The sequence below is a fragment of the Bradyrhizobium sp. S3.2.6 genome, from assembly GCF_040546885.1.
Taxonomy (GTDB): Bacteria; Pseudomonadota; Alphaproteobacteria; order Rhizobiales; family Xanthobacteraceae; genus Bradyrhizobium; species Bradyrhizobium cytisi.
Map to the genome: position 1 here is coordinate 24,990 of NZ_JBEPOS010000013.1, position 12,780 is coordinate 37,769.

Sequence of the window (12,780 nt, forward strand, 5' to 3'; positions counted from 1 at the left end):
TCTTCCCTGGCTCGACCTACGAAGCGGGCCGCGGCACGCTCGCTCCGATGGCAGAACGTTCTTCTTCCGACAGACTTGCGCGTCCCAAATCCGGCCGTCGAGAAGGCACCTGCAGAGCAACAGACGCGCGACGTGAGAACACCTCACTGAAGCTCAGCGCGATCATCAACAGCCCCGTCGAGGGACCATAGTTCAGAACCGTGATCGTGAAGAGATTGACCGTGAATATCAGGGACAATTTGTAGATATCGGTGACCAGAAAAGTCGTCCGGAACACCATCCACATGAAGACGACGAACGGCAGCCCGAACATCAGGTACGTACCGAGATAGAAGTTATCGACCGGCACCCAATACGAAACCAGGTTCGAGAACAATTGCTGCGGGTAGTTGAAACAACCGGCGCCACACCCGGTGATGAAGCCAACCGGCATCAACTCGCTCATGTACACGAAAGGCAGCTGCCAGCTGTTGTTGATCCGGTCCATCATGCTGAACAGCAGATCCTTGTTGCCAACCGACGCACCCGAGGCAAGCAGGATGAGAACCAATGGTGCGAAAATCGAGGCGAACGACCACAATGCGATCCTCCGCACCGCTGTGAACTTCATGCGCTCCGGCAGGCTCCGGACAACCAACAGCAGCACCATGTAAAGCAGGAGCACGAGCATGGTTGTCTTGCTCGTCGTCAGCTTGATTGCGTAGACCGCGATCGAACCGAATATGAGGCACCACAAGGTGCTTTTCCGGATCGAAGTCACGACAAAGGTGATCAGGATGAAGAACGCCGCCATCGTGTTGTCGGCTGCAAAGCCCGAGAGACGCTGCTCCGCGGCGGCCCACCACAACCGCCCCGCCTCTCGAACCGCGCCGAACGATTCATATTTGAAGCCGGTCCACGGCATGGTCGTATATTTGGACAGGAACACGCCAATGATGGAGGCGTAGAATACACCCGTGAAGATCATCAGCAGCTTCTTGTAGGAACCAAAATTGCTGTCGCAGAAAGAGAAACCGACGAACACGGGAAGCATCATCTTGAAGGATGATGAAAGAGCGTTGATCGTGCCCAGAAAAAAATACCCGATGCCGAGCGAGAGCACGATCTGGAGCAGAACGAGCGCGGCGACGATACTTCTGTTTCGTATAATGCAGCGCTGAACAAACAGGCCGATGCACAGCATCGCAACAACATCCGGCAGAAACCAGAGTGCGCCGACGTGAAGAATACTCGTGTAATATCGCGCCACGCCGCCAAAAGCATCGCGGAATATGTAGAGCGTGAGCGCCACGGCTTCGAGATTGAAGCCGAAATCAAGCTTTAACCTGTGTTGGGGCGCGACCGTGTGGGCCATCATCCGCACCGAACTCCCTAATTCGATGGCCGTGCGGACGGCACGGCGCGGGACGACGACACTTTGGGAATCCTGCCGAGGATGTTCCTGGTCCACCTGCCTGCTGGAAGCTCGATGTGGAGGTAAGTCAGATTCGACAGGACCAGGACGGCGGCGAGAACGACAACCAGGTTCAGGGTCGTGGACAGCCCGGGATACACGGCATCAAGAGCCGCCACCGGCCGAGCTCCCAACGCCCGGACGAAATACTCCGCGAGCAGAACGACAAAGGCATGGATCATATAGATCGAATATGACCGCGCGCCGAGCCAAACCAGCGGCCTGGCAACAAGCATCGGGGGCACAACGGCAGCATTGGGAAATGCGAGAAGGGAGCCGAGGAACACCGCAAAGGTCAGAGGTGCGGCGAACGAGATCCAGGGATAGGCCTCCACAAGCCAGACATTCGCGACGGTCGCGACCATCGACGCCAATTGAAACGCGCCAAGCAGATACACGTTGGCGCCACGGATGGCGCTTGGCAACAGCGAGACGATCTTCACCGCGAGCACACCGAGGAAGAAGCTCGTAAAGCAGCGCAATAGACCAAAATCGTACTGTGCTCCGAGATCACGCTTGTCGAGGATCACCGCAAGCGTGAACCAGCTCGCGGCAGCAAGAAGCAACGCCGAAACATACAGCCAGCCAAGCGAACCGAGCCTCTGCGCAATCAGCACGACGACACCGAAGACCAGATAGGTGTAAAACTCGACGCTTATGCTCCAACTCGGCGCATTCCAATTCAAGTAGTGAACGAAACCCAACGAATGGAGCAGGAAGACGTTCAGGAAGAACGAATATGCATTGTTGACTTCGAACACCGTTGGGACCGCGACGATAATCCCGGCCATGACGAGCCCGATGCGGACCAGCCGAAACAGAAGCGTGACGAAAAGCATCACGACATGCAGCGGATAAACACGCGCGAAGCGCCGGACCATGAAGTCGCGCAAGGAAAAATGACCGAAATCCGACTGCAGGTAGCTCAACGACATCACCATGCCGCTGAGTACGAAAAACAGGTCGACCAGAAATCCGCCGCTGCGGAAGAACGCACAGTCGATCCACGCACGATTCGGAAATGCCGCAAGGAAGGTCGGCATCAGGATCACATGGTGAATCACCACGGTGACCGCGGCAATTCCCCGAATGCTGTCCAGAGTGAGGACATGCGCTTTCTCGCGATGAACGGTCACCGTCACGGCAATTCCCTTGCACTTTGCAGTGCAGCATTTCTACTGGGCATTCGAGGCGAATACAATGTCCGGCCCAGCAGTTGTCGCATGCATTTCCATTGAAGGAGTTGTGTCTGTCGGATGAACAGCGTGACAATTAATTTGTCGCGGGCGACTCGCCTGTCGCGCTGATGAACAGCTGTCTGCATCGAAGATGAGCAGCGAGCAGCAGAAGACGCGGACTTCCCGCGCGACGCACGGTTCGCGCTAATGCTGTACGTCTCACTTGCTCGCGAAGCCGCGGAAATAGCCTATTCATTCGGCACGAATGTGGCAAAAGAGCACCGAGATTGGGAATTGAAACGCGGAGCCGCGATGCGGTCCTCGGGAGTTGGATCTTGGACAAGGTTTCGCGGTTTGCGGCGATTGGAGTGTTCGTGCTGGCCCCGCTGCCGTTCGGCTCCGCCGAGACGGTCTGGATCTGCGTCTGGACGATGCTGCTCGCGTTCAGCCTCGCCACCGCCGACCTAAGCAGCGCGACGCTCGATGATTTCTACCTGTTGCTGCCGCTGTTCGCCGTTCTCGTCGTCGTCGCGGCCGTGATCACGGTTCAGTTATGGCCGAATTCACCGCTTCACGAAGTCGATGCGGCATGGGCGGTGGCGCGAGGCGTAGTGGGAGCGGATCTGCCCGGCCGCGTCTCGATCACCGCCAACGGCCCATGGCTCGCATTCGGCTACCCGCTGTTGCTTGTGCTTGCCTTCACGCGCGCCGTCTACATCGCCACCGACGCGGAGGATGCGCGGCAGCTGCTGCGCATCCTCGCCTGGACGGGGTTTGCCTATGCTCTCTACGGAATCCTCGCGGGGATCGGCGATCCGACCACGCTCCTGCTCCGCCGCAAGGAGGCCTATATCGGCTTCGTCACGGGCACATTCGTCAACAGAAACACGGCTGCGACCTTCTTCGCGAGCTGCGCCCTGCTTTTTCTGCTGCCATTGCTGCGCTTCATCTATCGCCAGGATCGGCCAAATCGACCGCCTTCGCGACAAATGACGGCACTGATCGCGTATTATGCGTCCTCCCCCGTGGCGCTGGGAGGCGGCTTTGTCGTCTGCATGGTTGCAACGGCGATGACAGGCTCTCGCGCGGGGCTTCTGCTGCTGATCCTGACCGTCTTTATGGCGACCGCCCTCTTCTTCGCACCGCTGCGCATCGGCAAGCTTCGCCGCTGGGGCTGGCTCGCAGGAATCGCAGTGGCGGCGCTGTTGCTGTTTCAGCTCGTCGGCGGCGCAGTGGCAGGACGAATCCTGACTTACGGCCTCGTGGATGAACAGCGGTTCACGATGTATCGAACCGTACTGACCATGATCGAGGAGCATCCGCTGCTTGGGATCGGCTACGGAAACTTCGAAAGCGCATTTCCCGCCTACAGGCCGGATTCACTCGGCAGTCTCGGAGTATGGGACCGCGCGCACAGTACGCCGCTCGAGCTTGCAGTCGAGCTCGGCCTTCCTGCGGCCTGCTTGATTATAGTCACATGTCTCTGGTATCTTTACCATTTGTTAAATGGAAGCTTGCATCGACGGCGTGACCGCTACATACCGATTATCGGTGCAAGTGTGGCGGCGCTTGGCTTCCTGCATACGAGCATCGATTTCTCGTTGCAGATTCCAGGTTTCGGCGTTTTTTTTGCGGCGATCACCGGCTGCGGGCTGGCGCAAAGCAGGCCTTCATCCGAGCAAAAAAAGTAGCGTAATTGCGGCTTTGGCAATATGTTGAATCAAACTTTACTCGATTGCAGGTTGGGGAGTCGAATGCGTAGATCCGTGGGGCTCGGGGCTGCCTTGCTTGCGATGACAACAGCGACGCCTACTTTTGCAACACAAAACGGTTGCGTTCCAAATCCCGCGATCACTTCCGAGCGGGCAACTCAGTTCCTCGGTAATCCTGAGGCACTTCTCGACCAATTCAAGGACGGTCAGGGCGGCCTCGCCGCCCAGGTCCGGGACCTCCTGACCAATCGGCCAGAAAGCCTGGAAGGGATGGCCTCGCTCGCCAAGTCGAGCTCGGATGACCAGGGCCGCGCGATTGGCGCCGGAATGGGCACCGCCGCTGCCGTCTGCGTGCTGACGCAGCCACAGTTCGCGCAGGAGATTCAGGCGGTCGTGTTGAAGACCGAAAAGCCGGGGCTGATCCAGTCCTTCACGAGCATCACCGGCGAGATCCCGACCGAGGCCATCACAGGCGCAGACGCCAACGGCGATACAACCGCAGGCGGTGGACAGGCGGCTGCTCCGGAACCGCGCGCCGGCGGTGCAATCAGCCCGGCTCCGCCACCCTCGTTCTCCACCGGAGCCGGCCCGGTTTCCCAGTCGACGACGACGCTGTTCGCGGCGTCAACAGGAACCTCGTCGCTCACGGCCACTAGCCCGTCGCGCTAGCCCTGGAACGAATTCAAGCTCAGCCTATTAATTAACCAAGCCGGCCACGCGCACACGTGGCCGGTCATTTGCATTCAATTTTAGAGGTTCGGGGAACCCCGCTCTAAAAGCTTTGTGCGAGACCTGTTGCGTCAAGAAAGACGGATAACGGGGGATGACATGAAACTGTTGTACGCGCCGTTGCTCGCAGCCCTCATCGCCTGCGCCGGCAGCACCGCGAAGGCCGAATCGGATAGCGCACAGCGTCCGGCCGGAGCTTCGTTCATCGAAGAATTCGACAACGCACTTGCGCCGATGAACTTCGTCAAGTTCTGCATGAAGAACGATGCGGAATGCGGCACCGATACCAGCGAGCGCACACTGCCGCCTGCCGACACCGCCATGGCGATGCTTCGTCAGGTGAATCTTTCGGTCAACGAATCCATTGCGCCGATGCGCAAGCCGACGGATCCGGTGACCGCAAACTGGACGGTCTCGCCGTCAGCGGGGGACTGCAACGATTACGCGGTCACCAAGCGACACCAATTGATCGCGATGGGATGGCCGCAGGCGGCGCTGCGTCTTGCGGTTGTGCGGATTGACGGCGGACAGGGTCACCTGGTGCTGGTGGCACGGCTTTCGGAGGGCGACGTGGTGCTGGACAATCTGTCCTCGAGCGTTCGCCCCTGGAATTCGCTCGGCTACGAATGGATCTCGATGCAGTCCGGTACCAATCCGCGCTTCTGGGTGAACATCGGCGATCACGGACGCAAGCTTCGCGAGAAGCGCTTTGCTTCCCTCTCCGGTTCGTCGCTCTGATCGGCCGCACGTCCAATCCCCACTTCCCTCAATCAAGGGGCATCGTGCATCAACGCCCGTGGCTTTCGCCACGGGCGTTGATGCATACGCTGTTCGCAATGCGGCATTCGCCGCATGACGAAATTTGCTATGAATTTCCGAGGTTTCAGACTATATTTTGCACCGCACAAGAATTTGACATAGTTAAGCGCGACACTCGGCTTTAGCGAAGCCTTTGCGGCGGTTTGTTTGAATGAACGCGATGAGTGGTTTGGCCCTGCCTCGACAACGACAATCTGCCGATCGCGGCGCCGGCGGTTACCGCTTGGCGATCGCTTTGGCGCTGCTGATTGCTGCGTGCGCCGCCGGCCGCTGCGAAGCTCAGTGCGTCGAGCAAGCGAACCGCGTACCCGCCGTTGTCCTGCAAGCCTTTCAGACTGAACCCGCATCACTGCTGCGGGAGATCCGCAACGATCGAAGCAAGCTCGCGGACCGCCTCGCTGCCTACATCGTGACCGATATCTCCATCCTGCCAAGAGTGCGCGACCTCGTCAGCGAGTCCGCAAACGTCGATCGCAACGCGATCGGCGTGGCCTTGCGCCGAGCGCAGCTGATCTGTGTCTCCCGCAAGCCTGAAACCGCCCAGAAGATCAGTGATTTTGTACGAAAGCTGGCGGACTCGGCCGTGAGTTCAGGGTACTCAGCGGAACTGGAGGCTGTGGAGTTCGACCCGAATTCAGTGGCTTCGCAGTCGGCGGGAGGTGCGCGATCGTCACCAACCAAAAAACCTTCTGATTCTGCGAACAGCTTGATGACCGGCGAATGGAACACGGACATCGCCGATCCGTTTGCCCCTGCACCGACTCCCCAATAACCTCACGTCAGGTTGATGAATATTCAAATGTACCAGCCCAGAGAGCAGTTTCACCTGCAAGAGAGGTCCGCGCTAGATCTGGCGGGAGCGACGCTGAGCGTCGAGCGTATTCTGGGCATCCTGCGACGGCAGTGGCCGCTGATCGCAACGATCGTCGGCGGCGCCTTCGCACTCGTCGTCGTTTACCTGCTGACCGCGACGCCGATGTATACGGCGAACACGCGAATCCTGATGGATACCCGCCAAACCCAGGTGCTCGACAAGGACACCGGCGTCTCCAATGCGCTGATCGACCCCGGCTTCGTCGACAGCCAGGTCGAGATCATCACCTCCGACGATCTAATCCGGTCTGTTGTTCGCCGCATGAAGCTGACGGAAGATCCCGAGTTCAACGGTTCGGATCCGGGCCTCATTCCGGCGATCATCGGCAGGGTGATTGGACTTTTCGGATCAGATGGGCCGGCGTCGAAAGAGCGCATCGAGCGTGGAACGGTTGGCGCTGTGCAGGCCAACCTGAAGGTCGAGCGCGTCCTGACAACATACGTGCTGTCGGCCAGCTTCCGTTCGCGAGACCCCGACAAGGCCGCTCAGATCGCCAACGAGATCGCGGATGCCTATACCGTCGGCGCCCTCGACGCGAAGTACCAATCCACCAAACGCGCCAGCGAATGGTTGCAGCAGCGCAGCGCCGAGCTGCGCGAGCAGGCGACCGCCAGCGACCGCGCCGTGCAGACCTTCAAGAGCCAGAACAATATCGTCGGCACCAGCCGCGGCCTGATGAACGAACAGCAGCTGACCGACGTCAACACGCAGCTCATTCAGGCCCGTGCGGCCACCGCCGAAGCCAAGGCACGGCTGGACCGCATCGACGCGATCAGCGACAAGGATCTCGCCCAGCCGACCGTCACCGACGCGCTGAACAATCCCGTGATCACCCGGCTGCGCGCACAATATCTCGATCTTTCGGCGCAGTACTCGGATTGGTCGAGCCGGTATGGCAAGACTCATCAGGCGTCGGTCAATCTTGCCAATCGCATGGATGAGCTGCGCAAGTCGATCGCGGACGAGGTCAAGCGTATCGGCGATGCCTATCGCAGCGACTACGAAATCGCGAAGAGCCGTGAGACTTCGCTGGAGGAAAACCTCAAGAATCTCGTCAGCCAGGCCGGCAACACCGGACAGGCGCAGGTGAAGCTGCGCGACCTCGAGAGCGCGGCCGACACCTACCGCAACCTGTACAACAGCTTCCTGGAGAAGCAGCAGCAGGCATTGCAGAACCAGAGCTTCCCGATCAGCGAATCCCGCATCATCAGCACCGCCGTCAAGCCGGACCGCAAGAGCTCGCCGAAGACGGTGCTCTCGCTGATCGGAGCCCTGTTCGGTGGTCTTTGCTTCGGCCTGGGCGCCGCCTTTGCCCGGGAGATGCTGAGCGACGTGCTGCGCTCTCCGACCGAGGTCGAGGACGAGATCGGCGTCAAATGCCTCGGGGTGCTCCCCGCCATCGGCGCCAGGGCGATGGGCTTGCCGAAGATGCGCGGCTCGCGATCGGCCGATGGCGCGCCGGTCGAGGCGAGCGGCCAGCTCTCCCGCTACGTCATCGACCATCCCTTCTCGCGCTATGCCGAGACCATGCGCAACATCAAGGTCTCAATCGATCTCGCCCGCCTGTCGCGGGAGGTAAAGATCATCGGCATCGTGTCGTCGCTTCCGAAAGAAGGCAAGACCACGGTCTCGGCCAACTTCGCGCACCTCACCGCATTCACCGGCAAGCGCGTGTTGCTGATCGACGGCGACCTCCATACGCGCTCGCTGACCAAGGAGCTCGACCCGACCGCCAAGAGCGGGTTGCTGGAGGCTCTCAAGAATCCGCAAGCGGTTGGACACCACATCCGGCGCAGCGCGGAGACCGGACTGGATTTCCTGCCCTCCTTTGCCGTCTCGCGCATGGTGAACTCCGCCGACATCATGGCCTCGAAGGCGATGGCCGATTTGCTGGCGCTGCTGCGTAACGAATACGACTACATCGTCATCGATCTGGCGCCGGTGATGCCGGTCACCGATGCCAAGGCCATCAGCCACCTCATTGACGCCTATGTCTATGTCATCGAATGGGGCCGCACCACGCGTACGGCCCTGCAGGAATCGATGTCGAGCTCCGAAGGCATTCAGAAGAAGGTGCTGGGCACCGTTCTCAACGGTGCAAACCCGAAGATGCTGAAGCGCATCGAGGGCTACAAAGGCTCGCACTACAACGCCTACTATGTCGAGGGAGCCTAAGGCCGAGGCCGGCGCACCTGGTCGCTCGCGCTGGCTCGCGCGCGGCGCCAATTGTTTGCTGGCGGCCTCCGCCCTCGCGTGGGCGGTATCGACTCTCCCCAATCTGACCGATCCCACGGTATCGCGGGTTGCCCGGCAAATCGCCGCCGGCGAGAGCTACGACGCGCCGTTGCTGAGGCGCATCGTGGCGGCGAACCTGCCCGCGGCTCAGCACCAGTGCGAACCAAAGGCGCTTCGGGAGTTGCTCGTCCTGCAATTGTCGGCCACCGACATGACCGTCCGCGGCACTGATCTGACACAGGCGGATTCGGATGTTGATGCCGTCCAGCGGATGAGCAGAATCCTGCTGGGATGCGCTCCGACCGAGTCGCTCGGATGGCTGGCGGCGTTCTGGGCTGGCTCCCGCCAGGACGGGCTAACGGCCAGAAGCGTAGCGCTTCTCGGCCAATCCTACCGCCTCGCACCGCATGAGGTCTGGCTGCAAATGATGCGCGTGCCTCTCGCCTTCCGGGCATTCGACGCGCTGCCCACGGCGTTGACGGACGCTACGGTACAGGATTTCAACGACGTCTTCCACGACCGGCTGTACCCCAGCGCCGCCGCGCTCTACGTCAAATCCCCGGCCTCGGCACGCGGCAGACTTCTCGATCTGACCTGCGACGGGTCCGAACGGGAGAAATTGGCTTTCTGGTATCTCGTCCGGGAGGCCGGAGGAAAGATTCAGCATCGGTGCTATCCGGCAGACGACCGTCCGCGCTACCTGCTCGAGAATTAGCCGGCCGTTCCCGGCTGCACCGACAGCGCGCGGACCGGAGCGCCACGTCAGCTCATGATCGATGCCGTGGAAAATATCTCGCCACCGACGGACAGCGGCCCGCGCTTCTCAGTAGGCTTCCTGATGGATCAGGGCCAGAGCGGTCTTCAGGATGATCCTGATGTCCAGCCAGATGCTCCAATTGCTGACGTACCAGACATCGTACTCGACCCGCTTCTCCATCAGGTCGATGGTCGGCGTCTCGCCGCGGAAACCGTTGACTTGGGCCCAACCGGTCAGGCCCGGCTTCATGTGGTGCCGATACACGTAGTTGCTGATCAGCTGGTCGTAATAATTGTCATGCGCGAGCGCATGCGGACGTGGTCCGACCAGCGACATCTCACCGCGCAGCACGTTCCAGAGCTGCGGCAACTCGTCAATGCTGGTCCGTCGCAGCACGCGACCGACGCGGGTGACGCGAGCGTCAGACTTCGTCGCCTGCGTCACGGTGTGGCCATTTTCCGCCACCGTCATGGAACGGAACTTCCAGATCTGGAACGGTTTGCCGTTGAACCCGCGCCGGGACTGCTTGAAGATCACATTGCCCATCGAGTCGAGCTTGATCATGATCGCCGCCGTCACCAGCAGCGGCGCCAGCAGCAACAGGGCAAACGAGGCAAGGCCGATATCCAGGCAGCGCTTCTGCGCCCGCTCGAACACGGTGAGCGGCGCACGCTGGATCTCGATGGCAACCGTGCCACTGACCGGCTGGAATGGCCGTGAGACGAGATCGGCGATCGGAAAGTCCGGCAACAGGCGAATCGGCTGGGGAACCACGCGCAGGTGCTGGCTCAGCCTCTGGAGCAGCGGCATCTCGTCCCAGTCGATGACCAGGAGATATTCCTCGACATCGGCTGCGCGCGCCTGACGCACGACGTCGCGAATCTCGTGATCCCAGCCAGAGCCATCTTCGGACGGCCCGAGAACGAAATGACGCACGACGTTGAAGCCGTGCTTGCGCAGATCCTTGAAACGGCTCGACGTGAAATCGAGCGGCTTGAGGCTGAGCAGCACGACCTTGCGATCGACCAGGCGGCCTTTGGCATAGCTCGAGTTCAGCGCGATGCGCCACAGCACCCGCAACCCGCCCAAGGCGGCACCGCCGGTTGCAGCAAACAGCAACGTGGTTCCGCGCGACAGATCCGCCGAGGATTTGAGCAGGAACGCCTCGACCGCGAGAATGGTCAGCGAGATGGCCCAGATCGCAAGCGATTTGCGAAGCTGCCAGACCGTGTTGAGCAAACGATGATGATCGTAGACGCCCTGGAAGTAGGAGATCGTCACGAACACCGCGGCGACCACGAGACCCGCGCCGACCGACGATTCCTGCTCGGCGACGAGCAGGCGATACAGACCGCTCGCCGCGAAATAGCTCAACAGCAGCGCTAGAAAGTCACCAGCGATCAGAGCGATCTGGAGGGGACGTTGGAGGGCACCCCGACGGTTCGATACAACCGAATAATAGTTTTCCGAACCATAAGTTGCTACAGCCATCCGAACCTCGCTGCCTCGTCACGCACGCGCAACCGCCGAATTGCAAGCAGTCGATTAAATGTGCGGTGCGTCCTCGACAATGTCTTAACTAAACAAAGCAACAATGCGGCACCGCACCAAAAAAATCAAATCTATTTTCTGCAATGCCGCGCCTGCATACGTTGCGTGCTCAAAGTGTCGCCACAAGCCTGACATTTATCTGAGCATCGCGTCGCGCTTCGCATCAAATCATTCTAATTTTACGCATTGTTGCGCGCACATTTGAACGGTTGTTCAACCCTGTTGCTTAAGCCGACCTTAGGCCGGCGCCATTAACACTCGTGGCAGTTTCTTGGGAGTGTGCCGTGAGTACCGTCGCCATTTTCAGTCTGCTGATCGGATCGTTGCTTGGCGGCCGATTCCGGATTTTCATTCTGCCTCCGGCGATCGTGCTGGGCGGCGCGATGATTGGCGCCGTTTCTGCATGGCAGGGACAGGGCCCGGCTCACATTGTCGTTATGATCGTTGTCTTTGCGGCCGTGCTCCAGCTCGGCTATCTCGGCGGCGCGCTTCTCATCCGCACGCGTGCGACAGCGTATCGCAACGAGACCGCACCGTCGTTTCGACAGCCGCAGCTTCGGCTGAGCGCACCCCGCGCGGCAAATCGACGCCTCATTGGACCACACGGGTGATAAGACAGCCGCACGAACCGGCGTTCACGTGGCGTGGACGAAAAAAGCGGCTCGTGCGGACCCGAATTCGTCGATAGCATATTGACATCTCGGGCGAAGCTCTCTGAAAGAGTTGGACCCCATGGTCACGCCCCCGACTCAGAACTCGCCCCGGCCGAAGCTGCCGAACGGCGTGCGTATCTACGCGCTCAGCGACATCCACGGCTGCGCGCATCTGCTCGAACAGATGTTCGCCGTCATCGATGCGGACATGGCGAACAGCCGGCCCTATCGCGCGATCGAGGTCTTTCTCGGCGACTACATCGATCGCGGACCGGACTCGCGTCACACCCTCGATCTGCTGATCGACCGCAGCCGCCGCCGCAACACGGTCTTTCTCAAGGGCAATCACGAAGCCTATTTCACCTCCGTGCTGGGCGATCCCTCGCGCACCGCCGACTGGTTTCAGTTCGGCGGCCTCCAGACCCTGATGTCCTACGGAATCTCGGCAACGCCCGATCTCAGCAAGGACGAACAGTCCGATCTCGTGCGCGAGCTCACTTCCGCGATGCCGCCGCAGCACATCGCGTTCCTGCGCCAGTTGCGGCCGACATTCACATGCGGCGACTTCTTCTTCGTGCATGCCGGCGTTCGTCCGGGAATCCCCCTGTCTGAGCAGCGCGAGCAGGATCTGCTGTGGATCAGGGACGAGTTTCTCCAGAGCAGGAAGCGTTTCGGCAAATACGTCGTGCACGGCCATACGCCGGTGCGCCAGGCCGAGCTGCTCGAGAACCGTGCCAATATCGATACCGGAGCGTATGCGACCGGCAACCTGACCCTGCTGTCGATTCAGGGCAACAGCATGCTCGCGATCTAGCAAGC

General features: G+C 60.3%; 11 protein-coding genes. 8 read left to right on the top strand and 3 right to left on the bottom strand.

The genetic code is table 11. From position 1 onward, the window contains the following. Positions 1-16: 16 nt before the first annotated feature. Both ABID58_RS22165 and ABID58_RS22170 read right to left on the bottom strand, forming a co-directional pair. Positions 17-1,357: a hypothetical protein gene (locus tag ABID58_RS22165; protein WP_354034627.1), complete on the bottom strand. Its 1,341-nt coding sequence runs from the start codon at positions 1,355-1,357 to the stop codon at positions 17-19. Positions 1,358-1,371: 14 nt separating this feature from the next. Continuing rightward, entirely contained in the window at positions 1,372-2,595 is a 1,224-nt protein-coding gene (locus ABID58_RS22170) for an acyltransferase family protein (RefSeq protein ID WP_354034629.1), read from the bottom strand. 371 nt (positions 2,596-2,966) lie between these two features. Here ABID58_RS22170 and ABID58_RS22175 point away from each other — a divergent pair, with 371 nt between their 5' ends. The 6 genes from ABID58_RS22175 (at position 2,967) to ABID58_RS22200 (ending at position 9,715) form a co-directional block, all read left to right on the top strand. Beyond that, positions 2,967-4,322: an O-antigen ligase family protein gene (locus ABID58_RS22175; protein WP_354034631.1), complete on the top strand. Its 1,356-nt coding sequence runs from the start codon at positions 2,967-2,969 to the stop codon at positions 4,320-4,322. A gap of 291 nt (positions 4,323-4,613) precedes the next feature. Beyond that, complete coding sequence (locus tag ABID58_RS22180) at positions 4,614-5,012, top strand: hypothetical protein (RefSeq protein WP_354034633.1); 399 nt, start codon at positions 4,614-4,616, stop codon at positions 5,010-5,012. A gap of 114 nt (positions 5,013-5,126) precedes the next feature. Then, the gene (locus ABID58_RS22185; protein ID WP_354034635.1) at positions 5,127-5,810 is read left to right on the top strand and encodes a transglutaminase-like cysteine peptidase; all 684 of its coding nucleotides are present in this window, start codon (positions 5,127-5,129) and stop codon (positions 5,808-5,810) included. Positions 5,811-6,042: 232 nt separating this feature from the next. Beyond that, positions 6,043-6,663, top strand: a complete 621-nt coding sequence (locus ABID58_RS22190; RefSeq protein ID WP_354034637.1) for a hypothetical protein — start codon at positions 6,043-6,045, stop codon at positions 6,661-6,663. Between the two features lie 27 nt (positions 6,664-6,690). Next, complete coding sequence (locus tag ABID58_RS22195) at positions 6,691-8,940, top strand: polysaccharide biosynthesis tyrosine autokinase (protein WP_354034639.1); 2,250 nt, start codon at positions 6,691-6,693, stop codon at positions 8,938-8,940. A gap of 55 nt (positions 8,941-8,995) precedes the next feature. Further along, complete coding sequence (locus ABID58_RS22200; RefSeq protein WP_354034641.1) at positions 8,996-9,715, top strand: hypothetical protein; 720 nt, start codon at positions 8,996-8,998, stop codon at positions 9,713-9,715. Positions 9,716-9,823: 108 nt separating this feature from the next. Here the strand turns inward: ABID58_RS22200 and ABID58_RS22205 are convergent, their stop codons facing one another. Next, a complete protein-coding gene (locus ABID58_RS22205; RefSeq protein ID WP_354034643.1) occupies positions 9,824-11,248 on the bottom strand; it encodes an undecaprenyl-phosphate glucose phosphotransferase in 1,425 nt (474 codons plus the stop codon). 344 nt (positions 11,249-11,592) lie between these two features. Here ABID58_RS22205 and ABID58_RS22210 point away from each other — a divergent pair, with 344 nt between their 5' ends. Both ABID58_RS22210 and ABID58_RS22215 read left to right on the top strand, forming a co-directional pair. Next, the gene (locus ABID58_RS22210; protein WP_354034645.1) at positions 11,593-11,919 is read left to right on the top strand and encodes a hypothetical protein; all 327 of its coding nucleotides are present in this window, start codon (positions 11,593-11,595) and stop codon (positions 11,917-11,919) included. A gap of 121 nt (positions 11,920-12,040) precedes the next feature. Further along, positions 12,041-12,775: a metallophosphoesterase family protein gene (locus tag ABID58_RS22215; RefSeq protein WP_354034647.1), complete on the top strand. Its 735-nt coding sequence runs from the start codon at positions 12,041-12,043 to the stop codon at positions 12,773-12,775. Positions 12,776-12,780 lie beyond the last annotated feature (5 nt).